This is a genomic window from Alloalcanivorax sp., from assembly GCF_964221125.1.
Classification (GTDB): Bacteria; Pseudomonadota; Gammaproteobacteria; order Pseudomonadales; family Alcanivoracaceae; genus Alloalcanivorax; species Alloalcanivorax venustensis.
Genome location: NZ_CAXPXK010000035.1, coordinates 62,116 through 86,824 on the forward strand (window position 1 = coordinate 62,116; position 24,709 = coordinate 86,824).

Consider the following 24,709-nt stretch of genomic DNA (forward strand, 5'->3'; position numbering starts at 1 on the left):
GCTATTTTCCGTCCAGCAACGGCTGCCCGGTGCGGGCCGCCAACCACAGCATCACCGCGCCACCGGCGAGCAGATACCAGTAGAAGGTGAAAAACCGCCACACCACGATGGTGGTGGCGGTGGTCACCGACGTCAGCCAGGGGTTCAACAGCGCCGCGCCGGCCACCTCGGCGCCGCCGGCCCCACCCGGCAGCAGGGTCAAATGGCCGGCCCCCATCGCCACCATCTGCACGAAGAAGCCGTACACCCAATCCAGATGCTCGCCCAGCGCCAGCACCGCGACGTAGATCACCGAATAGCGCAGCAGCCAGTGGCAGAGGCAGAGGGAAAACATCAGCAACAGGCGGCGGCGCGGCACCGCCAGGGTTTCTTCCAGGCCGCGCCGGAAACGCAGCACCGCCCGCGCCAGACGCAGACGCCGGCGCCGGCGCAGCCCCAGCCAGGCGAGAAAGTCCCCGGACCCGATCAGCACCCGGCGCTGGAAACGGGCCAAAAGCCCGACCCCGGCCAGGGCGGCCAGCATCAGCGCGAACGGCACCGCCACCTGCCACCAGGCGGCCAGATCCAGATAGCGGGCCAGCCCGTACAGGGCCACGGTGGGCAACAGGGCCGCGAACACCAGCAAGTCGGTGAGCTGATCCACCGCCAGGACCGCCGTGGCCTGCGCCGGTGCCACACCGTGCCGGCGCAGCAGCGCGGCCAGGGTGAAAGGCGCGCCGCTGCCGCCGGGCGTGGCGTTCAGGGTGAACTCGGTGGCCATCACCGTGGCCACGGCGGCGCCGTGGCCCAGGCCCGGCGCCCGGCCATTGAGCATCAGCCGCAGCCGCCAGGCGTTGAGGTTCCAGCACACCGCGATCATCGCCACCAGCAGCGCCAGCCAGCCCACCGGCACGGTTACCAGCCGTGCCAGCACCTGCTGGCCGCCCAGCACAAACGGCACCGCCGCGCCGACCAGCAATGCCACCGCGAACAACCAGCGCCAATGCCGCGTCATAGCGATTCGGATCCGCTCGCCGGCAGGCGCTCATTCTCCATCAGCCACTGGGCCTTGCTGACACAACGGCGCTGTTCGCTGAGTGCATCGATGGTGCGCCGCCAGAAAGCGCGGCTTTCCGGGTGACGTAGGTCCACCGGATGCAACGCCAGCCGGATCACCGGACGGTGCTGGAAGCGGCGCAGCCGCGCCTGGTTCAAGCGCTCGAACCAGCGCCGGCGCCAGGACGAACGGGACGACATCACCACCGTGGGCAGCGGCAGCCGCTCGCCGTCGGCCAGGCGGTACAGGGCGCCGGCGTCGGTGCGGTAGTCGAAACCGGCGGCACGGATCGCGCGGCGGCTGGCTTCATTGCTCAGCCAGCCCGGCGGCACGAAGCCGCTGACCCGCCAATCCTGGCGGCGGCAAAGCGCCAGACCGTCGCGTATGCGGGCGTAGGCGGCGGCCTCGTTGAGGGCGGAGAATTCCCCTTCATGGGTCAGTATCCGGCGGCGGACCCATTCCCGCGGGCCCTTGGGGGTGGGGCCGTCGTCGCTGTGCGACCAGCCGTGCAGCACCAGCTCGTCACCGGCGGCCTGGCGCTCGGCCATGGCCCGGCAAAACGCCGGTGAACGCTCGGCGGGATCATGGCGGTGGAAATCCGGCACCACCAGCAGGGTGCTGACCAGCGACGCCGGGCGTTGCAACTCGCGCAGAAACGACTGGTACAGCGGCCAGCTGTGCGGGGCCACATCGTGCAGCGATAATATAAAGGCCCGTTGGGTATCAGGAATGCGATTCATGGGTGGATGCTAATACCGGCTGCTCGTGATCGCCAAGGACGCGCCGGTAGTGACCGACCAGGCTCTCCGCCACCGCATCCCAACTGTGCCGCGTTTCCACATGGGCACGGGCGCGCCGTCCCAGGGCCGCGGGATCGTCATGTTCAAACAGGTCGCGCACACCGGCGGCCATGGCGGCGCCGTCGTTGGGGCGCACATGGCGCCCACAGTCACCGGGCACCACTTCCGGCAAGGCGCCGGCGTCCACGCACACCACCGGCAGGCCGCTGGCCATGCCTTCCAGCGCGACCAGGCCGAAGGTCTCCTGATCGCCGGCGTGCACAAGCGCGTCGGCGGCCGCCATCCAGCCGGCCACTTCCGGGGTCTGGCAAAACTCATGGATCACCGACACATTGGACGGCGCGTCCGGTTGCAGGCCGGTACCGATCAGCAGCAGATGGTAGTCGGGCCCCAGCCTGCGCATCGCTTCGAGCAATACCGGAATATTCTTCTCCTGGGTGCCGCGTCCGGCGAACACCAGCAGGTGCTGGTCCTCGGAGAGGCCCAGCGCGCGGCGGGCGTTGGGCTTGGCGCGCTGTGGCTGGAAGGCTTCCAGGTCCACGCCCAGCGGCTGCACCTCGACCTCACCGATACCGCAGCGGTGCAACTGCTCCGCCATCACGCGGCTGGGGCTGAGGACCATATCAAAGCCTTCGTAGAGGCGTTTTATATAGGCCCGGGTGCCCGGATCGAGAAAGCGGCCGACGCGATGATGAACCAGAGTGAACAGATCGGAGTGGTAGAAACCCACCGACGGCACGTCCAGCAATCTGGCCGCCCGCTGGGCCGCCCAGGCGGGCGTGTACGGGTCGCCGGCTTCGATCACGTCCGGCTGCAGGCCGGCGATGATGCTGCTCCACAAACCCAGACGCAACGGGAAACGAAAGCCCGGCGCCAACGGCAGGGGCATCGCCGGCAGGGACACGAAGTCGCCGTCGAAGAACACGCGCGAGCCGGGCATCACCACTTTGTGGCTGGTGCCCCCACGTCGCAGCAACGCCTGGCGCTTGCCGTCAATGTAGGTACGCACGCCACCGCTGGCCTGGGTGTAAAAAAGCGTGGTATCAAGAATTCTCAAGCGGTTCTCCCTTTCCCACTTGGTGCGGTGCCGCCGTTACCGACGACCCTGATCATCGTCAATAGCGGGTGAATAAGCCTAAGATAGCATTGGCAACGGAAAGCTCACCGCCGACCTTGGTAAAGGCTTGTAAAAGCGCGGCCCGCCGCCATTAAGCGGTCATAAAGGCCGCCAACGGGAGCACGGCAGCAATGGAATTCAAGGACTATTACAAGATTCTCGGCGTACCACCGGAAGCGGACGATAAAGAGATCAAAGCCGCCTACCGGAAGCTGGCGCGCAAGTATCATCCGGACGTCAATGCCGACGCCGACGCGGAAAGTAAATTCAAGGAAGTAGCGGAAGCCTACAAGGTGCTCAAGGACGCCGAAAAGCGCGCCGAGTACGATCAGCTGCGCCAGTTCCGTGACGCCCGCGGCGGCTTCCAGCCACCGCCGGGCTGGCAGAGTGCCGGCGCCGCGTCCGGTGGCGGCGGGGAAGCGGATTTCTCCGACTTTTTTGAATCCCTGTTCGGTGGCGGATTCTCCCGACGCGGCGGTCCGCGCCCCGGCCGTGATCTGGAAATGGATCTGCCGTTGTTCCTTGAAGACACGGTGGCGGATACCCGTAAACCGATTAGCGTCCACGGTCGCACCCTCAATGTCACGATTCCCGCCGGCACCGCGGACAACGAGCGCATTCGTCTGAAAGGCAAAGGGGAACCGGGTAGCGACGGCGCGCCCTCCGGCGACCTCTACCTGCGCGTGCGGCTGGTGCCCCACCCGGTATTCGATGTGGAGGGCCACGACCTGCTCGTCACCGTGCCGGTGGCGCCCTGGGAAGCGGCCCTGGGCGCCAAACTGCAGGTGCCCACGCTCAGCGGACGCATCAGCCTGACCCTGCCGGCGGGCAGCCAGACCGGCCGCCGCCTGCGGGTCAAGGGCAAGGGTCTCGCCGGCAAGAAGACGCCGGGCGATCTTTACGCGATTATCAAAATCGTCATGCCCGAGCGGATCTCCGATCGGGACCGTGAACTGTGGCGGGCGCTGGCCGAGCAGTCCGATTTTGACCCACGGGCGAACTGGGCCGGCGACGGCCGGCGCCATGACAAGGAGCCCCGAAAATGAACACGCTGACCCTCACCGAAGTGTGCCGCCGGGTGTCCTTGCCGGAGCACGCGGTCATTGAAATCGTTGAAGTGGGTATCGTCACCCCGGTGGCCGGTTCAGCGCACACCTGGCGTTTCGACGATCAAACCCTGGTGGTGCTGAGCCGCGCCGCGCGCCTGCACGAAGACCTGGCGCTGGACTGGCACGGCGTGGCCCTGGCCCTGGAACTGCTTGAGGAAATCGACACCCTGCGCCGCGAGAACGAACAATTGCGACAACGGTTAAACCGCTTTCTGGACTGACTCAGGCGGCCGGATCCTGCCGGTAAAACAGACTCAGCTGCTCGTACAGCGCCGGCAGCACCTGGCGCAGATGCGCGGGGGATTCAAAAAAACTTTCCGTGGCCACGGCAAAAAACTCGCCGGGGTCTTCCAGCGCATAGGGGTCGATAAAGGGCTCACCGCCCTGCTCCGCCCGCTCCAAAGCCTGCCAGGCCTCGGTGAAGACATCGTGCCAGCGCTGCGGATCCATGCCGGCGTGCAGCGGCGGCGCGCCGTTGGGCCCCTCGCGGCGCATATCCAGCTTATGGGCCAGCTCGTGCAGCACCACGTTGTAGCCGTCCTCGCCGCCGGATTCGAGCACATCGCCCCAGGACAGAATCACCGGCCCCTGCAGCCAGGCTTCTCCAGCCAGTTCCCGCCCGGCGTCGTGCACGATACCGAACTCGTCCATTTCGTTGTCCGGGGTGACGAAGGTGTCCTCGTAAACGATCAACGTGTACCAGCCGTCGTACCAGTCCAGGCCCAGCCCGAACACCGGCACCACCGCCATGGTGGCGATCAGAAGCTGCATGTCGTCGGTGACGGTGAACTCGCCGCCGGCGGCGAACTCCTTGCGCACCAGAAAACGGCGGGTGAGATCGAACAACCGCTCCCGGTCGGCGCCCTGATACCGGGCCGCCACCGGCCAGCCGGCAATGGCGTTTTCCCATTGCGCCCGCGTCACCGGCAAACGCGCCAGCTTGCGATCTTCCAACCAGTCTCGAACCCGTCCGAACATGGCCTTCCCAGCGTAGAGGAGAGAGCGCAAAGCTTGCCGCTTTTGCCAACCGGACGCAAAGCGGTTTAGATAAGCACTGCAAAAAACCAAGCCACCGTAGAAAGACCATGGAAGGAGCCCCCATGACCCACCGCTACCGCCTGATCGCCGTGCTCGCCCTGCTGCTGCTCGGCCCCGCGGCCCACGCCCAGGCCACGCGCGAAGCGGCGTCCGCGCTGCGCAGCGGCGCCGACCAGGCGCGCTACTGGCAATGGGGCTGGAGCGCCTTCTACGGCGGCAGCAGCGCCTATTCCCTGGTGCACGCCCGCGACACCGACGACCCGGAGGAGCGCTACGACGATTACATCAACGCCACCAAGGCGGCCCTGGGGCTGGCCGGCACCCTGCTGTTCGCCCCTTCCCACGGCGATGCCTACCGGGAATATCAGGCCCTGGGCGACAAGGACACACCGGAAGCGCGCGCCGCCACGCGCATCCTGATCGCCGGGCTGGCCGAGGAGGAAGCCCGCCAGCGGGCCTGGCAAAGCCGGCTGGGCGGTTTGATCGTCAACGGCCTGGCCGGGCTCGCCATCGGCGTGGAAGACAACCGCCCCGGCGACGGCTGGGTGAACTTCGCCACCGGCATGCTGACCACCGAGCTCAACGTGCGCACCCGGCCGGACACCGCCACCCACTTTCTGGAACGGGAGCCGGACTTCCGTCTGAAGGCCAACGGTGCCACTCTGCCCATTTATGTGGACTGGGCGGTGGGTCCGGTGTTCGCGGGCTTGGAGATCAGGTTCTGAGGGTGGGAATAACCGGCGCTACGAAGCGCTCATTGTGGGAGCTTGCCTTGCAAGCGAAAGGCCGGCTTTGCCGGCCGGCAGGATACCAGAGGCCTTTAAAAGCGGGGCTTTAACAGCCTCTCTGGAATCCTGCCGGTGGCTATAAGCCACCCTTTCGCGGGCAGGGCCCGCTCCTACAATCCCCGCCTCGTAGCGCCCTTTGGCGGCGTATTCAGATGTAGTAGGCCTGCAACGGCGGGAAGCCGTTGAACTCCACGGCGCTGTAGCTGGTGGTGTAGGCGCCGGTGGAGAACCAGTACAGCCGGTCGCCGATGGCCAGGTTGAGCGGCAGGCCGTACTTGTAGTTTTCGTACATGATGTCGGCGCTGTCGCAGGTCGGCCCGGCGATCACCACCTCTTCCATTTCCCCTTTCTTTTCCGTGTAGATCGGGTACTTGATGGCTTCGTCCAGGGTTTCGATCAGGCCGGAGAATTTGCCCACGTCGGTGAACACCCAGCGCTGCAAGGCGGTGCGGGATTTACGGGAAATCAGCACCACTTCGCTGACCAGCACGCCGGCGTTGGCGATCAGGGACCGGCCCGGCTCGAGAATGATTTCCGGCAGCTGCTCGCCGAAGTCCTCTTTCAGGAAACGGATGATTTCCGACGCGTAGGTTTCCAGGTCGTTGGTCTTGGCGATGTAGTTGGCCGGGAAGCCGCCGCCCAGGTTGATCATCTTCAGCTCGATGCCCACTTCATCGCGCAGGCGCTCGAACATGATCTTGACCTTGCCGATGGCCGCGTCCCAGGCGCCGATATCGCGCTGCTGGGAGCCCACATGGAAGGACACGCCGTAGGGTTCCAGGCCCAGGTCCCGGGCCAGAATCATCAAATCCAGCGCCATGTCGGTCTGGCAGCCGAACTTGCGCGACAGCGGCCAGTCGGCGGTGTGGGTGCCTTCGGTGAGGATGCGCACATACACCCGGGAACCCGGCGCCGCCTTGGCAATGTTGCGCAGGTCCGCTTCCGAGTCGGTGGCGAACATGCGCACGCCCTTCTCGTAGAAAGCGCGGATGTCGCGGGCCTTCTTGATGGTGTTGCCGAAAATGCAGCGCTCCGCCGACACCCCCAGGCCCATCACTTTTTCCAGCTCGTAGATCGAGGCGATATCGAAATTAGCGCCCCGGTCACGCAACAGGCTGATCAGCTCAGCGGCCGGGTTCGCCTTTACCGCGTAGTGCACCTTGGCGAACGGAAACTGCTCGATCAGCTGATCGTAGTGTTTGCCCACGGTTTCCGTATCGATCACCACGAAGGGGGTCTCCTTGGTGTCCGCCAGGTCCTTGATGCGGCGGAACACCACCGGATCGTAATAGTCTTCCACGCGAATGGCGTCGATGGTCATGGGGGTCCTCTTCCCGGTACTCAGCAACCACCCGGGCCGACACGGCACCGGGACCGTTGCGAAAGCAACGGGCGCCCAAGGTAGCAAGTCGCTCACCCTTTGGGGAGATACCCGGCCGCCTTTTTTTGTGGGGACGGGCCCTGCCCGCGAAAGGGAGCGAAGCTCCCGGCAGGATGCCAGAGACGTTTGTTGTTCCGGTGTTCGGTGCTCCGTATCGGAGACGCGGTGCAATGGTGGTGCCTTCCGGGATCGCTCAAGCCGTCCATGGCCGCTCTCATTTGGCCATCCATGGCCAAATAGGTCCCTCCTGGCACCACCATTGCCCCGCTCACTTGGCAGCGGAACCGCCACGGGTCAACTCCACCCTTTAAGAGAAAGCGCCAGGACCTTTCAATTTTCCAAGGAGCGCCGGGATCGGGTGTGCCCGGCCAGGACCGTCGTTGGCCAGGGCTGGCCAAAGTCGAGCCTACATGGATGTACTCGTGGCGTGTCCTGGACGGGCCCACCCGATCCCGGTGCGGGCTCTCTGGAGAGAAAGGTCTCTGGGATCCTGCCGGCCGGTTACACCGGCCTTTCGCGGGCAGGGCCCGCTCCCACAAGGCCTCACCATTGCACCGCGTCTCCGATACGCAGCACCGCTCTGCTACACTATGCGCCCCCGAATCCCCCCGACCACGGAGCCCTTCATGGTTATCGCTATGGCCCTTCCTCTCGCCCTGCATTTGCTCGCCGCCGTCGTCTGGGTGGGCGGCATGTTCTACGCTTACCTGGCCATGCGCCCGGCGGTGGTGCAGGTGATCGACCCGGCCCGGCGCCCGGCGCTGTGGGCGGCCACCCTGGAGCGGTTCTTCCGCTGGGTGTGGGCGGCGGTGGTGCTGTTGCTGGCCACCGGCTTCGGCATGGTGTTCGGCGTCTACAAGGGCATGGCCAACGTGGAGTGGCACATCCACGCCATGATCGGCCTGGGCATTCTGATGATGCTGCTGTTCGCCCACGTCTACTTCGCGCCGTTCCGCCGCCTCAAGCAGGCCGTGACCGATAACGACACCAGCGAGGGCGCGCGTCGCGTTGGTCAGATCCGCAAGCTGGTGGGCATCAATCTGATTCTCGGCCTGATCGTAGTGGTGATCGCCTCCGGCGGGCGGTACCTCTAACCGTGAGCGCGCAGAACGGTGGCGGATCCGGCAAGGCCGACCTGCTGCTGGTGGCGGTGACGCTGCTGGCCGGCGTCAGCTGGATTTTCTCCAAGGAGGCGGTGCTGTTGATGCCGCCGCTGTTGTTCATGGCGCTGCGGTTTCTGCTCGCCGGCCTGGTGCTGGCGCTGGTGGGCTGGCGGCAACTGCTGCGCCTGAGCGCCGATCAGTACCAGCGCAGTGCCAGGGTCGGGCTGGTGTTCGGCCTGGCGATGAGCTTCTGGATCATGGGCCTGCACTTCGGCACCCATGTGGGCGAAGGCGCCTTCCTGACCAGTCTGGGCGTGGTGCTGGTGCCGGTGATGGCGCGGCTGGTGTTCAAGGAAAAGCCGCCGGCCAGCACCTGGGTGGCGCTGCCGGTGGCCGCCGCCGGGCTGGCGCTGCTGTCCCTGCGCGGCGGCCTGCACGCGGAACCCGGGCAGCTGTTCTTCGTCGCCGCGGCCTGCATTTTCGCGCTCTATTTCACCCTCAACACCCGCGCCGCCAACAGCGCCACCATCACCGGCGCCGCCGGCCAGGTGACCACCCGCGACCGGGTGCCGGCGCTGGCGCTGACCACGGTGGTGCTGTTCACGGTGAGTCTGGTGACCGGCACCGGCTCGCTGATTCTGGAAGACTGGCCCGCCGCGTTCGGCGCCTTCACCCCGGTGATGGCCGGCTGGGTGATCGCCAGCGCCACGGTGGGCACCGCCGCGCGCTTCTTCGTGCAGACCTACGCCCAGAGCCTGTCGGTGCACAGCCACGGCGTGGTGATCATGGTGCTGGAGCCGATGTGGACGGCGCTGTTCGCGGCGCTGTGGTTCGGCGAGACCATGACCGCGGTGCAGGTGGGCGGCTGCTTTCTGATCTTCCTGTCCCTGGTGGTCAACCGCTGGGCCAGCGTGCGCCGCGTGCTCAAGCAGTGGCTGACGTAGGCCGCGCGGTGGCGCTTGCGCGCCGGCCGGCACCGGCCTAGCATCATGACGTTTCCCACAGCGACCACGCCCATGACCGCTCCACGCCCGCCCTTCCGCCGCGCCTTCCCGTTCTGGGCGCTGCTGCTATGGCTGGCGGTGGGCCTGTCGGTGTGGCCGGCCCAGGCACTCACCGCGCCGGCGCCCTCTTCGCCGGCACTGGTGGACGACGGCGGCCTGTTCGGGCAGGCCCTGCCCCGCGACGCCGGCGGCCAGTGGCAGCGCCGTGACAGCGGCGACGATCCGGGCTGGGATTGGGAACCGACCCAGGCCCCGCTTGCCACCCTGGCGCTGACGCCTCCAGGCACCTCCGGCCCGCCCCGGGCGGTGGCCGTGCCGGCGCCGGCGCCGCGCTTTCCCCGTTACCACAACAGCGCCCCACGGGCGCCCCCTCTCTAACCGGTTATCGGCCTGAGCCCGCCCGCTTCGGGCGGTTTACAACCGTTTAGAGACACCCGCTATGAACCGATTCTGGATCCGGGCCGTGACCTACGGCCTGGTGATCGTGCTGGGCCTGGGCGCCGCCCTGCCCAGCCTGTTGCCACCGGCCTGGCTGAGCGCCCTGCCGGCGGCCTATCAGTCGCACAGCCTGACCCTGGGGCTCGACCTGCAGGGCGGCTCGCACCTGCTGCTGAAAGTGGACACCGATGATCTGACGCGCGGCAAAAGCGGCCGTGAAAAAGCCGAAATCCGCGACGACGCGGTGGCGCGCAGCCTGGAGGTAGTGCGCCGCCGCTTGAACGAAACCGGCGTGGTGGAGCCGCTGATCGTGCGCCAGGGGGATGACGGTATCGTCGTGCAACTGCCCGGCGTCACCGACCCGGAGCGCATCAAAACGCTGCTGGGACGCACCGCCAAACTCAGCTTCCACCTGCTCGCCGAACCGGGCACCCCGGCCCGCCGGCTGCCGGCCAGCGAGGGCGACCGTGTTTACCCGCTTAAACCGCTGCCGTTGCTGGACGGCGGCAACCTGGAGGACGCCCGGCTCGGCTTCGAGCCGCGCACCGGACAGCCGGTAGTGAATTTCCAGCTGGACGACGAGGGCGCCCGAAAATTCGCCGAGATCACCACCCACCATGTGGGCGACCCGTTCGCCGTGGTGCTGGACGGCAAGGTGATCACCGCGCCGGTGATCCGCTCGCCGATCACCGCCGGGCGCGGCCAGATCAGCGGCGGCTTCGACGCCCGCGAGGCCGGCGACCTGGCCCTGCTGCTGCGCGCCGGCGCTTTGCCGGCGCCGCTCGAAGTGGTCGAGCAACGCACCGTGGGGCCGGATCTGGGCGGCGACCAGATTCGCATGGGGGTGGCCACCGGCCTGATCGGCGCCGCCCTGGTGCTGGCGTTCATGGTGCTCGCCTACCGGCGCTGGGGGCTGATCGCCAACACCGCCCTGGTGATCAACCTGGGGCTGGTGATCGGCCTGCTGGCGTCGCTGGGCGCCACCCTGACGCTGCCGGGCATCGCCGGGCTGATTCTCAGCGTCGGCATGGCCGTGGACGCCAACATCCTGATCAACGAACGCATCCGTGAAGAGGCCCGTCGCGGCCGCAGCGGCCAGGGGGCGTTGCGCGCCGGCTTCCAGCGCGCCTACGCCACCATTCTGGATTCCAACATCACCACCCTGATCGCCGTGGGCCTGCTGTTCCAGTTCGGTGCCGGCCCGGTGCGCGGCTTCGCCGTGACCATGGCGGTGGGCCTGGTGGTGTCGCTGTTCACCTCGATCTCGGTGACCCGCCTGCTGATGGAGTGGCGGCTGCGCGGCCGGACCCGGGGCACGCTCACGCTGCCCGGCCCGGACTGGCTGGGCGCGGAACGCCGGCGCCGGCCGATCCGCTTCATGGCGGTGCGCGGCCGGGGCATCGTCCTGTCCCTGGTGTTGTCGGTGGCGTCCCTGGGCGCCCTCGCCTGGCCGGGGCTCAACACCGGCATCGACTTCCAGGGCGGCGTGGCCATGGAGGTGCACACGCCGGCCACCATCGACACCCTGCGCGGCGGGCTGGCCGCCTCGGGTTTGGAAGGCAGCCTGCAGCGCTTCGGTGACGACGGCCAGTATCTGCTGCGCCTGCCCGCCGGCGCCTACAGCGACGCCCGCATCGAGGCCGCCAAGGCGGCGCTCAGCGCGGTGTCGCCGGAGGTCAGCTACCCGCGCCTGGACGTGGTCGGCCCCAGCGTCAGCGGCGGCTTTGTGGAGACCAGTATTCTCGCGGTGCTGCTGGCCGGCGCCGGCATGCTGGTGTATCTGCGTCTGCGCTTCGCGCCGCACTTCGCCTGGGCGGCCTTGATCACCCTGGGGCTGGACCTGAGCAAGACGCTGGGCTTTCTGGTGCTCACCGGCCTGGAGTTCAATCTCACCACGGTGGCGGCGCTGCTGACACTGATCGGCTATTCGGTGAATGACAAGGTGGTGGTGTTCGACCGCATGCGCGAGAACCGGGCGCTGGACCCGGAGCGGCCGCTGGAAGACATCATCGACCTGAGCCTGACCCAGACCCTGCGGCGCACGCTGTTTACGTCGCTGACCACCTTCCTGGCGATCCTGCCCATGGGGCTGGCCGGTGGCCCGGCGGTGACCAGCTTCGCGCTGCCGGTGCTGTTCGGGATCGTGGTGGGGACCAGTTCGTCCATGTTTATCGCCGCGCCGATGGCGATGTTTTTAGAGCGGTGGTTCTCTGCAGAGGGGCCGGCTGCCGATGAACCCGCCTCGCTGCAAGACGGGAGCGGGCCTGCCCGCTCCCCCAGCGGGTCCCAAAGCAGTTATTTGTGACTTTTAAGGAGGGCTTCGACCTTGTCGATATACTTCTGCATGGCGTCGTCGGCGCTCATGCCTTTGAGCTTGGCCCAGGCGTCGTACTTGGCCCGGCCCACCATATCCAGCATGCCGGGGCGCTTGCCGGACACGTCGCCGGCGCTGCCCTGCTTGTAGTGGGCGTAGAGGAACAGAAGGTCGTCGTTATCCGGCTTTTTGGACAGCGTTTTAACGTCCTTCTGGGCCTGTTCAAACTGGGCTTTATCGGCCATTATTCTCACCTGTTAGTTGGCTATTGATTCTTAGGGAGCCGCTCAAGGGCTCCACGGGCCGCGATCCGTCGGGGGGCGACGCGGCCCGGCTGTTTTACTTTGAACAACAGCGCGGGACAGCGCAACAATAAAGGGGACCCCGATGACGAGTTCCACCACTTCCAAGTCCGCGCCACAGTTGGACGCCCGCCAGGAGCGGGATCTCAAGCAGGCGGTCCAGACCCTGTGGGTACGCTTCCCGGGTTCCCTGGAAGACCGTTACCGCGACTACGCCGAGCGCCGCGCGGCCAAGCTGATCCAGCGCTCGCTGTATATTCTGATCGTCCTGTTCCTGATCGTATCGGTGCCGGTGTCGTTGCTGTCGGACGAGCACAACCGGGATCTGTGGATGGCCTACGGCGTCTACCCGATCGCGATTTCCCTGGCGCTGCTGTTCGTGGCGGTGAAGGTGGACGCGCTGGCGGACTGGGTGACCACCCTGATCGGGCTGGCGTTGATGACCTCCCTGGCCGGCACGCTGCTGGGGGCGCTGCATCTGGCCGGCACCTTCCTCGGCCAGGTGGCCGCCTTCGAAACCATCTATGTGCTGATCATCGGCTTTTCGATTCTGCGCCTGCCGCCCACGCGCACGCTGTTCTGGTGCCTGGGCTCGCTGGTGGTGGCCCTGGCCGTGGCGCTGCTGCAACGCTGGGACGTGGACCCGGTACCGCTGATGCTGTTCTACGGCTTTCCGCTGGTGGTGTGCGCGCTTAACGGCTACATGCTGGACGCCAGCGCGCGCGGCTCCTATGCCAACAATCTGCTGCTCGGCCGCGAGTCGGCGCGGCTGCGCCAGTGGCGCGACAACGCCGACCGGGAAGCGCTGCGGCAACGCACGCTGAACGAGTTCATGGCGCACATCGCCGGCAACCCCCGGGTGGAAGTGCTGATGGATCAGGCTCTGACCTTCATGCTGGAGCGCACCGAGGCGATCGCCGGCGCCGCCTACCGGCTGGACGATGACCGCTTGCGCCAGGAAGCGGCGCGCGGCCTCAACCAGCAGGCCCGGGAGCGCGACAACGTGCCCGTGGACGGCCTGCTCGGCGGCGCGCTGGAGCGCGGCCCCGGCGTCACCGTGCGGCACAATGTGCCGGCCGGCTACCTGGATCTGGAGATCGCCCACGGCGCGGTGCGGCCCGGCGAGCTGCTGTTTCTGCCGATCTGGCAGGGCGACCAGGCGCTGGGCGTGATCGAGCTGGCGGCGCTGGAACCGTTCGACGACCACACCCGCACGCTACTGGAATCGCTGGCGTCACCGCTGGCCTACGCGCTGATGGCCGCGGTCGGCCGTGAGGAGTATATCCGCCGCCACCGGCAGGAAGCCGGCTAGACGATCTTTGTCGGCCGGTTACTGGCGCAGCCGGCGCAGCGGCCCGGACAACCGCTCCGGATGGGCCGGCTGAACGTCGTCGAGCATGGCGTAGATGGCGTCCATGTCCGCCTGCTGATCGCCGCTCGGCCAGAACGCATCGAGGATACGGGCCTGCTTGCGCCGGTAGCAGAAGGTCACCACGATGATCGGCAATTCCAGGTCCACGGCGATCCGGTGAAAGCCGGTTTTCCACTGCTCCGCCCCGGTGCGGGTGCCCTCCGGCGTGATCCCCAGCCAGAACGGCTGGCCGCCGGTCATCAGGTTCTTGGTGTCTTCCACCAGACCCCGTGAGCGGGCGCGGTCCACCGGGATCCCGCCCAGCGCCCGCAGCAGCCAGCCCGCCGGCCCCCGGAACAGGGTGTGCTTGGCCATGAACCGAATATCCAGCCGCAGCCCCTGGATCGCGCTGACGCCCACCAGACCGTCGTAATTGGAGGTGTGCGGCGCGGCGATCATCACCGCCCGGGGCACGTTCGGCAGCTCGCCCACCACCTTCCAGCCGATCAGGCGCAACACCGCGCGGCCCAGCGCCGCCACCAGCCAGTGGCCACGGCGCGGCACCGACGCGCCGATGGCGTCCGGGGTCAGCGGCCGCAGATCGGTACTCATTAGCCGAACACCACCACGGTCTGGCGGCTCAGCGCCACCGGCCGGCCGCGATCATCCCACACGGTGGCCTGGCACTGGCCATAGCCGTCGGCGAACGAGTCGGTGATCACCTGGTACTGCCAGAAGTCCACCGGCTCCAGCTCACGGGGGTCCTCCAGCAATTCCATGGTCCAGGTCAGCGAGCTGGCCGGGGCCGGCTTGCTGAGCATCGGCAGCACACCGGCGGGCCAGGTGTCCACCAGGCACGCCAGGGTGGCCGCGTCCTGGGTCTGGCCGGGCTCGTCAAAACGCATATAGCCGTGGAAATCCGGCTCCTTGGCGCCGGAGAAGATCATATTGCCGCCGGCAATGCGCATGTCGAAAAAGCGCAGAAAGGTGGGCGACCGGCCCTCCATGTAGGGCAACTTGAAGCAGTCCTGCGGCGCCTTCCAGCGCGGCGCTTCCGGGCCCGGCACGCGGATGCTGGACTCGCGGCCGTGGCCCAGGCTGCCCAGCAGGGTGGCCACCACCTGACCCTCCTGGCGGGCCATCACCTGCACCTGGGTGACCGATTTGCCGGCGCGCAGCGTGGTCGCTTCCAGGTCCACCGGCCCCGGCACCATGGGCGCCACGAACGAGATGGTGAAGCTGCGCAACGGCGGCGCGTCGGCGCCCAGATGGGCGTCCATATGACGAATCAGAATGGCGCCCACCAGGCCACCGAACGTGGCTCTGCCCTGCCCCCAGCCCTCGGGAACCGTCATCCGGTTCCCGGCGGCGGCATCAATAATGGAATCAAATTTCATAATGCGCTCCCACCGAAAGCGGCTATTGATAGCAGAGCCGGGCGCCCAAGGAAAGGACCGAAACGCTCAGCCGCCTCCGCGCGCCTTGGTCCGTCCCGTGGCCGGCGCCGCCAGCGGGTCTTCCGGCCAGGGGTGTTTCGGGTAGCGGCCACGCAGCTCCTTGCGCACCTGCCCGTAGCCGTTGCGCCAGAAGCCGGCCAGATCGGCGGTGATCGCCGCCGGTCGGCCCGCCGGCGTCAGCAGTTCGGCGGTCAGCGGCAGGCGCCCCTCGGCCAGCGCCGGCAGGCTCTCCATGCCGAAGCACTCCTGCAGTTTCACCGCCAGACGGGGCCCGCCCTCGGCCTCGTAGTTGATGGTCACCGCCCGCCCGGACGCCACGGTGGCCCGCTCCGGCAACCGCCGTGTCAGCTCGCCGGCCTGGCCCGGCCCCAGCCGCAGTTTGAGGGCGTCGAGCAGCGGCAGGTTTTTCAGATCCCGCAGGGCGCGGCGGCCGGCCAGAAACGGCAGCAGCCAGGTTTCCAGCTCGGCCAGCAGGGTGTCGTCGTCCATGGCCGGCCAGTGTTCCGGCTCAAGCCGGTGCAGCCAGGCCGCCCGCGCCCGCCACTGACGGGTGGCCTCGGTCCAGGGCAGCACCCGCAGGCCCTGCTGGCGTACACCGTCCAGCAGCCCCTGCTCCACCTGCGCCGGCGAGGGCGACGCCAGCGGCTGGCTCTCCACGGTAATGGCGCCCACTCCGGAGCGGCGCTCCGCCCTGACCTTCTGCAATTTATCGTCCCAGGCCACCTGGTCCCGCCACTCGGCGTGCCGGGCCAGCAGCGCCGGCACCTCCGGCGGCCCCAGTGCCCAGGCCAGCCGGATCACGGCATCGCGGGGCCGGCCGTCGGTGTCCAGCACCACCAGCCATTCCCGCCCGGCCAGGGGCGAGCCCGGCGGCAGCCGGGCACCGCTGCCGTCGGCCAGCAGGTAACGGTCTTCCTCACCGTCCCGGCGCCGTGCGATCCGATCGGGGAAGGTGTCGGCGAGCAGCGGGCCCAGCGCGCCGTCCGGCGCCGAACCGTCCTTACGGTCGCCGTTCAGCCGGGACAACGCCCGCTGAAGCAGCGGCCAGTCGCCGGGGCGCGCGGTGAAACGGCGCAGCCGCTCGGCCAAGTCCACCTGGCGGTCCAGGCCCGGCATCCGCTCGCTGAGCAGCACCGCCACCCGGGCGGCGCTGGCGGCCAGGCCCGCGTCGCGGCCGCGCACCACCAGCGCGGCCAGTTCCGGCGCCAGCGGCAAATCATTAAGGCGCCGCCCCAGGTCGGTGATCGCGTCCTGCCCGTCCAGGGCGCCCAGCGCGCGCAGCCGCTGCACCGCCGCCCGCCACGGCCCCGCCGGCGGCGGGTCCAGCCAGAATAATTGATCGGGGTCGCGGCACCCCCAGCGCGCCAGATCCAGCACCAGGCTTTCCAGCCCGGTCTGGTGGATCTCCGGCTCGATATGCCGGGCCAGCACCTCTTCCCGCGCCCACAGCCGCACGCAGCGGCCCGGGCCCAGCCGGCCGGCGCGGCCGGCGCGCTGGTCGGCGTTGGCCTGGCTGATACGGCGCGTCACCAGACGGCTGCGGTGGCGGCGCGGGTCATAGCTGGGGCGCCGCTCCAGACCGCTGTCCACCACCACGGTGACGCCTTCGATGGTGACACTGGTCTCCGCCACATTGGTGGCCAGCACCACCCTCGGCCCGGACGGCGCTTCCAGCACCGCCGCCTGGGCGTCGCCGGCCAGGCGCCCGTGCAGCACCTGCACCGGCATCGACACCGACAACCGCTCGCGCAGCCGCTCGATCTCGCCCACCCCGGGCAGGAACACCAGCACCGTGCCCTCCCCGGCCAGAGCCTCCACCTGGCGGGCGCAGTGATCCCAGACATCCTGATCGCGGCCCGGCGGCGCATGGCTCACCTCCACCGGGAACACCCGCCCCTCACTGCGCACCGTGGGCAGGGCCAACCCTTCGGCCAGCGGGCCCACGTCCAGCGTCGCCGACATCACCAGCAAACGCAGGTCCTCGCGCAGCGCCTGACGGACCTCCTGCACCAGGGCCAGACCCAGGTCCGCCTGCAGGGAACGCTCGTGGAATTCATCGAACAGAACCGCCGCGTAGCCCTCCAGCGCCGGGTCGTTACTCAGCATGCGGGTGAGCACGCCCTCGGTGACCACCTCGCTGCGCGTCGACGCGCTCACCCGGGTGTCCAGCCGGGTGCGGTAGCCCACGGTGTGCCCCACCGGTTCACCGAGCTGCCGCGCCATGAACCCGGCCACCGCCCGGGCCGCCACCCGGCGCGGCTCCAGCACCAGAATCCGGTCGTCGCCGCGCCAGGGCGCGTCCAGCAGCGCCAGCGGCACGCGGGTGGACTTACCGGCGCCGGGCGGCGCCTCCAGCACGGCGCCGCCCTGCTCTTCCAGACAACGGCACAGCTCCGGCAGCACGGCGTCCACCGGCAGAGCAAAATATCGGGGGTCAGTCATGGCGACATCTTATCGGAAATGGGTGTCGTTCTCTCCAGAAAGCCCGCCCCGGGATCGGGTGGGCCCATCCAGGACACGCCACGAGTACGTCCATGTAGGCTCGGCCGCGGCGGCGGACCGCTTTGGCCATCCCTGGCCAAACACGGTCCTGGATGGGCCCACCCGATCCCGGGGCTCCTTGGGGGATTCACCGCCAAGGGGGCTAAGAAATGAGGATTGTGGGAGCGGGCCTTGCCCGCGAACGGGAGTGAAGCTCCCGGCAGGATGCCAGAGAGACTTCTAACAACAGCACAAACAGCGCCTCTGGAATCCTGCCGGGTGGCTAAAGCCACCCTTTCGCTTGCAAGGCAAGCTCCCACAAAACTCACGCTTCGTAGAATGTTCCGGTGCCAGCGATGACCCGGAGTGTCAGAAGCTATCCCCGGAGCGGGTCTGTGTTATTGCCCTTCCGGGACCCTGGAGGACAGGACGTCCGACAGGGAGCGTACAGGGACGTATTCACAGCGTTCCCGGAAGGGCATAACACAGACCCGCGACCCCGGCTGGAGAGACCCCGCCCAGCCAAAACGCGATGAACCATAAAAAAGCCCGGCGCGAGGCCGGGCTTTTCGGGGGTGGATACCGGGTCGGGGGTCAGTCGACCAGGTTTTCCGCCAGGTAGAACCAGGTGCCCATCACCGAATCCGGGTTCAGGGACACGGAGGAGATCCCCTGGTCCATCAACCAGCGCGCCAGATCCGGGTGATCGGACGGCCCCTGGCCGCAAATGCCCACGTACTTGCCCTGGGCATTGCAGGCGTCGATGGCCATCTTCAACAGCGCCTTCACCGCCGGGTCGCGCTCGTCGAACAGGTGGCTGACGATGCCGGAGTCCCGGTCCAGGCCCAGGGTCAGCTGGGTCAGGTCGTTGGAGCCGATGGAGAAGCCGTCGAAGTACTGCAGGAACTCGTCGGCGAGCAGCGCGTTGGTGGGCAGCTCGCACATCATGATCACCCGCAGGCCTTCGTCGCCGCGCTTGAGCCCGTTCTTGGCGAGCAGATCGATCACCTGCTCGGCCTCGCCCGGGGTGCGCACGAACGGCACCATCACTTCCACGTTGGTGAAGCCCATCTGCTCACGGACTTTCTTGATCGCGCGGCACTCCAGTTCGAAGCAGTCGCGGAAGTTTTCGCTGATGTAGCGGCTGGCGCCCCGGAAGCCGAGCATCGGGTTTTCTTCGTCCGGCTCGTAGAGGCTGCCGCCGATAAGGTTGGCGTATTCGTTGGACTTGAAGTCGGACAGGCGCACGATCACCTTTTCCGGATGGAAGGCGGCGGCCAGCGTGGCGATGCCTTCCACCAGTTTCTCGACGTAGAAGTCCACCGGATCGTCGTAGCCGGCGATGCGCTTGTCGGCGGCCTGTTTCACGTCGCGCGGCAGGCTGCCGTAGTTCAACAGCGCCTTGGGGTGCACGCCGATCATCCGGTTGATGATGAACTCGAGACGGGCCAGACCCACGCCCTGGTTGGGCAGCGTGGCGAAATCGAAGGCGCGGTCCGGGTTACCCACGTTCATCATGATCTTGAACGGCAGCTTGGGCATGGACTCGATGGAGTTGCGCTGGATGTCGAAGTCCAGCTTGCCTTCGTAGATGTTGCCGGTGTCGCCCTCGGCGCAGGACACGGTCACTTCCTGGCCGTCCTTGAGCAGGTCGGTGGCGTCGCCGCAGCCGACGATGGCCGGCACGCCCAGTTCACGGGCGATGATCGCCGCGTGGCAGGTGCGCCCGCCGCGGTTGGTGACAATCGCGGAGGCACGCTTCATGACCGGTTCCCAGTCCGGGTCGGTCATGTCGGTGACCAGCACGTCGCCGGGCTGCACGCGGTCCATTTCCTTGATGTTGGAGACGATACGCACCGGGCCGGCGCCGATGCGCTGACCGATGGCGCGGCCTTCCACCAGCACCTTGCCGGTCTGCTTGAGCAGGTAGCGCTCCATCACGGAGGCGTCGGAACGGCTCTTCACGGTCTCCGGACGGGCCTGGACGATGTAGAGCTTGCCGTCGTCGCCGTCCAGCGCCCATTCGATATCCATGGGCATGCCGTAGTGCTTTTCGATCTCGATGGCCTGGCGGGACAGATCCTCCACCTGGGCATCGGTGAGGCAGAAACGCAGCCGGTCGGCGCTGTCCACGTCCACGGTCTGCACCGATTTGCCGGCGCTGGCTTCGCTGCCGTAGACCATTTTCTGCATTTTGCTGCCCAGGTTGCGGCGCAGAATGCAGGGGCGCTTGTTCAGCAGCGTCTTTTTATGGACATAAAACTCGTCCGGGTTCACGGCGCCCTGCACCACCATTTCGCCCAGGCCGTAGGAGGCGGTGATGAACACCACGTCGCGGAAGCCGGATTCGGTGTCCAGGGTGAACATGACCCCGGCGGCGCCGGTCTCGGAGCGCACCATTTGCTGCACGCCGGCGGACAGGGCCACCAGTTTGTGGTCGAAGCCCTGGTGCACCCGGTAGCTGATGGCGCGGTCGTTGAACAGGGAGGCGAACACTTCCTTCACCGCCACCATCACATGGTCGAGGCCGCGAATGTTGAGGAAGGTTTCCTGCTGACCGGCGAAGGAGGCGTCCGGCAGGTCTTCGGCGGTGGCGGAAGAGCGCACCGCCACCGGCAGTTCGCCGTCGCCGCCGCCCATCTTCTCATAGGCGTCGCGAATCGCCGCTTCCAGCTCCGGCTGGAAGGGGGCGTCCACCACCCATTTACGGATCTTCTCACCGGTTTCCGCCAGAGCCACCACGTCTTCCACGTCCAGCGCCCCGAGCGCCTCGTTGATCTTGGTGGTCAGATCGTTGTGCTCGAGGAAGTCGCGGAAGGCTTCCGCGGTGGTCGCAAAACCGCCCGGGACGGACACGCCGGCCGCCGCCAGGTTGCTGATCATCTCGCCAAGGGAGGCGTTCTTGCCACCGACGCGCTCGACATCGCCCTTGCCCAGATCCTGAAACCAGACTACGTATTCCGCCAAGGTCGTCTCCTTAAGTATTGCTGGCCTGGGGAGCCTCCGACCCACTCTTGGCGCGCTCTGGCTTTACGCTTCAGGTCGCCGGGGGGTGTTTCGAGGCTCTCTTAACTTTACCGGAATGAATGGAGGCGCCATTCTACCCAAAACATCAGCGCTTTGCCCGCCCGGATTGGGCAATCTGTTACGACTTTTGTGGAAGGAGCATCGAGCCCATGGCCAGAACCGCCTTTTTTATCTCCGACGGCACCGGCATCACCGCCGAGACCCTCGGTCACAGTCTGCTGAGCCAGTTCGGCGGCATCAAATTCGACCAGGTGACGATCCCCTATGTGGCCTCGGATGACCTGACCCGGGAAGCGGTGGCCCGAATTGACCGGACGGCGCAGACCGACGGCGCCAAACCCATCGTCTTTTCCACCCTGGTCAACGACGACCACCGCGCCATCCTGCACACCTGCAAGGGCAAGGTGCTGGATCTGTTCACCGCCTTCCAGAAGCCGCTGGAAGACGAGCTCGGCGTCACCGCCAACCACAAGGTCGGGCAGAGCCACGCGATCCGCGATCAGCAGGCGTACCGCATCCGCATCAACGCGGTGCACTTCGCGCTGGACAACGACGACGGCGCGCGCACCCGCTATTACGACCAGGCGGATCTGATTCTGGTGGGGGTGTCACGCTCCGGCAAGACGCCGACCTGCCTCTATCTGGCGCTGCAGTTCGGCCTGTTCGCGGCCAACTATCCGCTCACCGAGGACGATTTCGACGATCTGCGCTTGCCCGATGCGCTGGCCCCGCACAAACACAAGCTGTTCGGCCTGACCATCAACGCCGACCGGCTCAGCGCCATTCGCAGCGAGCGCAAGGCGGGCAGCCGCTACGCGTCACCGCGCCAGTGCGATATGGAAGTGCGCGCCCTGCAGGCGCTCTACAACAAGTTCAATATTCCCCACCTGGACGCTACCGAGCTGTCCATCGAGGAAATCAGCACCCGCATCCTCGCCACCACCGGCCTGCAGCGCCGGCTGCAATAACCGGCGCCGCCGGCGGCCGGTTCAGATCACGAACCGGTCCATGAACTCGTTGACCGGCGTGTCGTTGAGCCGCGCCGGGTCCAGACACAGGTCCATGATCTCCGCCACCCGGGCCGACGGGAAACGGGTCGCCAGGTTGCGTTTGAACTTCTGCTCCAGCACCGGAATGCCCTCTTCCCGGCGCCGGCGGTGGCCGATGGGGTACTCCACCGCGACCTGGTCGGTGCTTGAGCCGTCCTTGAAGAACACCTGGATGGCGTTGGCGATGGAGCGCTTTTCCGGGTCGTGATAGTCCTTGGAATAGCGCTCGTCCTCGACGATCTCCATCTTGTCGCGCAGCTCGTCGATCCGCGGGTGCGCCTCGTGGAACTCGTCCTCGTAGTGCTCCGCCACCAGGTTGCCGAAGATCAGCGGCACCGCCGTCATGTACTGGATACAGTGGTCCCGGTCCGCCGGGTTGGCGAGCGGCCCCTGCTTGGAAATGATGCGGATCGCCGAATCGTGGGTGGTGATCACGATGCGGTCGATCTCATCGAGGCGGTCCTTCACCTGCGGGTGCAGGGTGACCGCCGCTTCGCAGGCGGTCTGGCTGTGGAACTCCGCCGGGAAGCTGATCTTGAACAGGATGTTCTCCATCACGTAACTGCCGTAGTCACGCTGGAATTTGAACTTGCGGTCTTCCTCGGGCTTGAGCTTCTGGTCCTTGTTGGTCTTGGAAAACAGGACGTCGTAGAAGCCCCACTGGGGCGCGGACAGCGCGCCGGGGATGCCCATCTCGCCGCGCAGGGCGATGTCCGCCAGGCGCACCGCCCGGCTGGTGGCGTCGCCGGCGGCCCAGGATTTGCGCGAGCCGGCGTTGGGAGCGTGCCGGTAGGTGCGCAGCGCCTGGCCGTCCACCCAGGCGTGGGAGACCGCCGACAGCAGCTGCTCCCGGTTGGCCCCCATCATCCGCGCCACCACCGCGGTGGAGGCCACCTTGACCAGCAGCACATGGTCCAGGCCCACCCGGTTAAAGGAGTTTTCCAGCGCCAGCACGCCCTGGATCTCGTGGGCCATGATCATGGCCTCGAGCACATCCTTGATGGTCAGCGGCGCCTTGCCGTTGGCGAGGTTTTTCTGTGACAGGTAGTCGGCCACCGCCAGAATGCCGCCGAGATTGTCCGAGGGGTGGCCCCACTCCGCCGCCAGCCAGGTGTCGTTGTAATCCAGCCAGCGCACGATGCAGCCGATATCCCAGGCCGCCTTCACCGGGTCGAGCCGGTGCGGCGTGCCCGGCACCCGGGCGCCGTGGGGCACCTGGGTGCCCTCCACCAGCGGCCCCAGATGTTTGCTGCACTCCGGGAAACGCAGTGCCAGCAAACCGCAGCCCAGGGTGTCGATCAGGCAGTTGCGGGCGGTGTCCCAGGCCTCCTCGGAATCGATCCGATAGTCGAGGACATAGTCCACGATGGCCTGGATTTCCGGATCGTAATCCGGGCGCAGGTTCTGGTCGACGTTGCTGCTCATGGGGCCTCCTTTCTGTCTAGAATGCGTCTCCGGGTACGCGCACCCAGCCTTCCATCAAGACGCGGGCGCTGCGGCTCATGCTGGCCTTGGTGACCACCCATTCGCCGTCCTGCTGGTGGGCTTCGCCGCCCACGCGCAGGGTGCCGGACGGGTGCCCGAAACGCACCGCGTCCCGTTCGCCGCCGCCGGCGGCCAGGTTCACCAGGGTGCCGGGAATCGCCGCGGCGGTGCCGATGGCCACCGCCGCCGTGCCCATCATGGCGTGGTGCAGCTTGCCCATGGACAGCGCCCGCACCAGCAGGTCCACGTCGCCGGCGGCCACTTTTTTACCGCTGGACGCCACATAGTCGCGCGGGCCGGCCACGAACGCCACCTTGGGCGTGTGTTGCCGCTGCTCCGCCTCTTCCAGGGACTGGATCAGCCCCATGCGCAGGGCGCCGTGGGCACGCAGGGTTTCGAACATGGCCAGGGCGCGGGCGTCCTCGTTGATGTCGCCCTGCAGCTCGGCGCCGGTGTAGCCCACGTCCTCGGCATTGACGAATACGGTGGGGATACCGGCGTTGATCATGGTCGCCTTGATGGTGCCGATACCGGGCACGTCCAGGTCGTCCACCGGGTTGCCGGTGGGGAACATGGCGCCGTCGCCGTCCGCCGGGTCCATGAAATCGATCACCACTTCCGCCGCCGGGAAGGTCACCCCGTCCAGCTCGAAGTCGCCGGTTTCCTGAACCCGGCCGTCGGTGATCGGCACATGGGCGACGATGGTCTTTTCGATATTGGCCTGCCAGATACGCACCACCGCCACCCCGTTATCGGGGATGCGGTCGGCGGCCACCAGGCCGTTGCTGATGGCGAAGGCGCCCACCGCCGCGGTCAGGTTGCCGCAGTTGCCGCTCCAGTCGATGAACGGCTTGTCGATGGAGACCTGGCCGAACAGGTAGTCCACGTCGTGGTCCGGGCCGTCGCTTTTCGACAGGATCACCGTCTTGCTGGTGCTGGACGTGGCGCCGCCCATGCCGTCGGTGTGCTTGCCGTAGGGGTCGGGGCTGCCGATCACCCGCAGCAGCAGCGCGTCCCGGGCGGGCCCGGGGACGCGTGCCGCTTCCGGCAGATCGTTAAGGCTGAAGAACACGCCCTTGCTGGTGCCGCCACGCATGTAGGTGGCGGGGATTTTGATCTGGGCTGCGTGAGCCATGGTACGGATCCTCGCGATTGCGTTAGCTGGCGGCCTGCATGAAGTCCTTGGCGAAGCGCTGCAGGATGCCGCCGGCGGAATACACCGAGACTTCCTCGGCGGTATCCAGGCGGCAGATCACAGGGATGCGCTCCACGTCGCCGTTGGCGCGGTGCATCACCAGGGTGAGCTCGGCGCGCGGCGACGGCTCGCCTTCCACGTCGAACACCTCGGTGCCGTCGATGCCCAGGGTGTGGCGAGTGGTGCCCTCCTGGAACTGCAGCGGCATCACGCCCATGCCGATCAGGTTGGTGC

At 67.3% G+C, this 24,709-nt stretch carries 21 protein-coding genes and 1 pseudogene; 9 read left to right on the forward strand and 13 right to left on the reverse strand.

What is annotated here, in order from left to right; all coding sequences use genetic code 11:
• Position 1 precedes the first annotated feature (1 nt).
• Genes ACEQZD_RS05200 through ACEQZD_RS05210 form a run of 3 tightly spaced genes read right to left on the reverse strand, consistent with a single transcriptional unit; the run spans position 2 to position 2,893 of the window.
• Positions 2–994, reverse strand: a complete 993-nt coding sequence (locus tag ACEQZD_RS05200; RefSeq protein WP_142949986.1) for a lysylphosphatidylglycerol synthase transmembrane domain-containing protein — start codon at positions 992–994, stop codon at positions 2–4.
• Positions 991–1,776: a DUF2334 domain-containing protein gene (locus ACEQZD_RS05205; RefSeq protein WP_370184401.1), complete on the reverse strand. Its 786-nt coding sequence runs from the start codon at positions 1,774–1,776 to the stop codon at positions 991–993. Before ACEQZD_RS05205 ends, ACEQZD_RS05200 begins: the two co-directional genes overlap by 4 nt.
• Complete coding sequence (locus ACEQZD_RS05210) at positions 1,760–2,893, reverse strand: glycosyltransferase family 4 protein (protein WP_370184403.1); 1,134 nt, start codon at positions 2,891–2,893, stop codon at positions 1,760–1,762. The genes ACEQZD_RS05205 and ACEQZD_RS05210 overlap by 17 nt, the downstream gene beginning before the upstream one ends.
• A 191-nt stretch (positions 2,894–3,084) precedes the next feature.
• Here ACEQZD_RS05210 and ACEQZD_RS05215 point away from each other — a divergent pair, with 191 nt between their 5' ends.
• Positions 3,085–3,999 carry a DnaJ C-terminal domain-containing protein gene (locus tag ACEQZD_RS05215; protein ID WP_370184406.1) on the forward strand — a complete coding sequence of 305 codons (915 nt, stop codon included), beginning with the start codon at positions 3,085–3,087 and terminating at the stop codon, positions 3,997–3,999.
• On the forward strand, positions 3,996–4,283 hold the full coding sequence (locus ACEQZD_RS05220) for a chaperone modulator CbpM (RefSeq protein ID WP_142949982.1): 288 nt from the start codon (positions 3,996–3,998) through the stop codon (positions 4,281–4,283). Before ACEQZD_RS05215 ends, ACEQZD_RS05220 begins: the two co-directional genes overlap by 4 nt.
• Before the next feature lies 1 nt (position 4,284).
• Here ACEQZD_RS05220 and ACEQZD_RS05225 read toward each other — a convergent pair whose 3' ends face one another.
• A complete protein-coding gene (locus ACEQZD_RS05225; protein ID WP_194856308.1) occupies positions 4,285–5,040 on the reverse strand; it encodes a M90 family metallopeptidase in 756 nt (251 codons plus the stop codon).
• A gap of 122 nt (positions 5,041–5,162) precedes the next feature.
• Here ACEQZD_RS05225 and ACEQZD_RS05230 point away from each other — a divergent pair, with 122 nt between their 5' ends.
• The gene (locus ACEQZD_RS05230) at positions 5,163–5,825 is read left to right on the forward strand and encodes a hypothetical protein (RefSeq protein WP_370184409.1); all 663 of its coding nucleotides are present in this window, start codon (positions 5,163–5,165) and stop codon (positions 5,823–5,825) included.
• A 211-nt stretch (positions 5,826–6,036) separates the two neighbouring features.
• On the opposite strand, the gene ACEQZD_RS05235 is transcribed toward ACEQZD_RS05230, so the two are convergent.
• Positions 6,037–7,209 (reverse strand): type III PLP-dependent enzyme, encoded by a 1,173-nt coding sequence (locus ACEQZD_RS05235; RefSeq protein WP_370184411.1) that lies wholly within the window; start codon positions 7,207–7,209, stop codon positions 6,037–6,039.
• 686 nt (positions 7,210–7,895) lie between these two features.
• Between ACEQZD_RS05235 and ACEQZD_RS05240 the strand changes: the two genes are divergently transcribed.
• The 4 genes from ACEQZD_RS05240 (at position 7,896) to secD (ending at position 12,119) form a co-directional block, all read left to right on the forward strand.
• Positions 7,896–8,363 (forward strand): CopD family protein, encoded by a 468-nt coding sequence (locus ACEQZD_RS05240; RefSeq protein WP_370184413.1) that lies wholly within the window; start codon positions 7,896–7,898, stop codon positions 8,361–8,363.
• A gap of 2 nt (positions 8,364–8,365) precedes the next feature.
• Positions 8,366–9,316 carry a DMT family transporter gene (locus ACEQZD_RS05245; RefSeq protein WP_323745401.1) on the forward strand — a complete coding sequence of 317 codons (951 nt, stop codon included), beginning with the start codon at positions 8,366–8,368 and terminating at the stop codon, positions 9,314–9,316.
• A 72-nt stretch (positions 9,317–9,388) separates the two neighbouring features.
• Entirely contained in the window at positions 9,389–9,754 is a 366-nt protein-coding gene (locus ACEQZD_RS05250) for a hypothetical protein (RefSeq protein WP_370233280.1), read from the forward strand.
• 61 nt (positions 9,755–9,815) lie between these two features.
• Positions 9,816–12,119, forward strand: a complete 2,304-nt coding sequence (gene secD / locus ACEQZD_RS05255; protein WP_370184418.1) for a protein translocase subunit SecD — start codon at positions 9,816–9,818, stop codon at positions 12,117–12,119.
• Here secD and ACEQZD_RS05260 read toward each other — a convergent pair.
• The gene (locus tag ACEQZD_RS05260) at positions 12,110–12,373 is read right to left on the reverse strand and encodes an acyl-CoA-binding protein (protein ID WP_194856894.1); all 264 of its coding nucleotides are present in this window, start codon (positions 12,371–12,373) and stop codon (positions 12,110–12,112) included. The two genes, secD and ACEQZD_RS05260, sit on opposite strands and share 10 nt — an antisense overlap.
• 142 nt (positions 12,374–12,515) lie before the next feature.
• On the opposite strand from ACEQZD_RS05260, the gene ACEQZD_RS05265 reads away from it, so the two are divergent.
• Positions 12,516–13,742 (forward strand): GAF domain-containing protein, encoded by a 1,227-nt coding sequence (locus tag ACEQZD_RS05265; protein WP_370184420.1) that lies wholly within the window; start codon positions 12,516–12,518, stop codon positions 13,740–13,742.
• 18 nt (positions 13,743–13,760) lie between these two features.
• Here ACEQZD_RS05265 and ACEQZD_RS05270 read toward each other — a convergent pair whose 3' ends face one another.
• The 4 genes from ACEQZD_RS05270 to ppsA all read right to left on the reverse strand — a co-directional run bounded on the left by ACEQZD_RS05270 (position 13,761) and on the right by ppsA (position 20,686).
• Positions 13,761–14,393: a 1-acyl-sn-glycerol-3-phosphate acyltransferase gene (locus tag ACEQZD_RS05270; protein WP_142949977.1), complete on the reverse strand. Its 633-nt coding sequence runs from the start codon at positions 14,391–14,393 to the stop codon at positions 13,761–13,763.
• Positions 14,393–15,178 (reverse strand): thioesterase family protein, encoded by a 786-nt coding sequence (locus ACEQZD_RS05275; protein WP_194856891.1) that lies wholly within the window; start codon positions 15,176–15,178, stop codon positions 14,393–14,395. The genes ACEQZD_RS05270 and ACEQZD_RS05275 overlap by 1 nt, the downstream gene beginning before the upstream one ends.
• Positions 15,179–15,244: 66 nt before the next feature.
• On the reverse strand, positions 15,245–17,680 hold the full coding sequence (gene hrpB, locus ACEQZD_RS05280; RefSeq protein ID WP_370184423.1) for an ATP-dependent helicase HrpB: 2,436 nt from the start codon (positions 17,678–17,680) through the stop codon (positions 15,245–15,247).
• A gap of 633 nt (positions 17,681–18,313) precedes the next feature.
• Complete coding sequence (ppsA, locus tag ACEQZD_RS05285; RefSeq protein WP_142950129.1) at positions 18,314–20,686, reverse strand: phosphoenolpyruvate synthase; 2,373 nt, start codon at positions 20,684–20,686, stop codon at positions 18,314–18,316.
• A gap of 209 nt (positions 20,687–20,895) precedes the next feature.
• On the opposite strand from ppsA, the gene ACEQZD_RS05290 reads away from it, so the two are divergent.
• Positions 20,896–21,714, forward strand: coding sequence for a pyruvate, water dikinase regulatory protein (locus ACEQZD_RS05290; protein ID WP_142950130.1), 819 nt, complete (start codon positions 20,896–20,898; stop codon positions 21,712–21,714).
• Between the two features lie 21 nt (positions 21,715–21,735).
• Here ACEQZD_RS05290 and prpD read toward each other — a convergent pair whose 3' ends face one another.
• The 3 genes and pseudogenes from prpD to ACEQZD_RS05305 form a co-directional block, all read right to left on the reverse strand.
• Positions 21,736–23,220 carry a 2-methylcitrate dehydratase gene (gene prpD / locus ACEQZD_RS05295; RefSeq protein WP_335628875.1) on the reverse strand — a complete coding sequence of 495 codons (1,485 nt, stop codon included), beginning with the start codon at positions 23,218–23,220 and terminating at the stop codon, positions 21,736–21,738.
• A gap of 16 nt (positions 23,221–23,236) precedes the next feature.
• A complete protein-coding gene (gene prpF / locus ACEQZD_RS05300; RefSeq protein ID WP_335628876.1) occupies positions 23,237–24,415 on the reverse strand; it encodes a 2-methylaconitate cis-trans isomerase PrpF in 1,179 nt (392 codons plus the stop codon).
• Positions 24,416–24,437: 22 nt separating this feature from the next.
• Positions 24,438–24,709, reverse strand: a pseudogene (locus ACEQZD_RS05305) (Fe/S-dependent 2-methylisocitrate dehydratase AcnD); the annotation flags it as partial.

Bases quoted from the DNA above. Each gene is read 5' to 3' on its own strand.
- ACEQZD_RS05205 (WP_370184401.1), bottom strand. From the start codon at position 1,776: ATGAATCGCATTCCTGATACCCAACGGGCCTTTATATTATCGCTGCAC.
- secD (WP_370184418.1), top strand. From the start codon at position 9,816: ATGAACCGATTCTGGATCCGGGCCGTGACCTACGGCCTGGTGATCGTG.
- ACEQZD_RS05225 (WP_194856308.1), bottom strand. From the start codon at position 5,040: ATGTTCGGACGGGTTCGAGACTGGTTGGAAGATCGCAAGCTGGCGCGT.
- ACEQZD_RS05235 (WP_370184411.1), bottom strand. From the start codon at position 7,209: ATGACCATCGACGCCATTCGCGTGGAAGACTATTACGATCCGGTGGTG.
- ACEQZD_RS05260 (WP_194856894.1), bottom strand. From the start codon at position 12,373: ATGGCCGATAAAGCCCAGTTTGAACAGGCCCAGAAGGACGTTAAAACG.
- ACEQZD_RS05250 (WP_370233280.1), top strand. From the start codon at position 9,389: ATGACCGCTCCACGCCCGCCCTTCCGCCGCGCCTTCCCGTTCTGGGCG.
- ACEQZD_RS05290 (WP_142950130.1), top strand. From the start codon at position 20,896: ATGGCCAGAACCGCCTTTTTTATCTCCGACGGCACCGGCATCACCGCC.
- ACEQZD_RS05220 (WP_142949982.1), top strand. From the start codon at position 3,996: ATGAACACGCTGACCCTCACCGAAGTGTGCCGCCGGGTGTCCTTGCCG.
- ACEQZD_RS05240 (WP_370184413.1), top strand. From the start codon at position 7,896: ATGGTTATCGCTATGGCCCTTCCTCTCGCCCTGCATTTGCTCGCCGCC.
- ACEQZD_RS05215 (WP_370184406.1), top strand. From the start codon at position 3,085: ATGGAATTCAAGGACTATTACAAGATTCTCGGCGTACCACCGGAAGCG.
- ACEQZD_RS05265 (WP_370184420.1), top strand. From the start codon at position 12,516: ATGACGAGTTCCACCACTTCCAAGTCCGCGCCACAGTTGGACGCCCGC.
- prpD (WP_335628875.1), bottom strand. From the start codon at position 23,220: ATGAGCAGCAACGTCGACCAGAACCTGCGCCCGGATTACGATCCGGAA.
- ACEQZD_RS05270 (WP_142949977.1), bottom strand. From the start codon at position 14,393: ATGAGTACCGATCTGCGGCCGCTGACCCCGGACGCCATCGGCGCGTCG.
- ACEQZD_RS05230 (WP_370184409.1), top strand. From the start codon at position 5,163: ATGACCCACCGCTACCGCCTGATCGCCGTGCTCGCCCTGCTGCTGCTC.
- ACEQZD_RS05200 (WP_142949986.1), bottom strand. From the start codon at position 994: ATGACGCGGCATTGGCGCTGGTTGTTCGCGGTGGCATTGCTGGTCGGC.
- prpF (WP_335628876.1), bottom strand. From the start codon at position 24,415: ATGGCTCACGCAGCCCAGATCAAAATCCCCGCCACCTACATGCGTGGC.
- hrpB (WP_370184423.1), bottom strand. From the start codon at position 17,680: ATGACTGACCCCCGATATTTTGCTCTGCCGGTGGACGCCGTGCTGCCG.
- ACEQZD_RS05275 (WP_194856891.1), bottom strand. From the start codon at position 15,178: ATGAAATTTGATTCCATTATTGATGCCGCCGCCGGGAACCGGATGACG.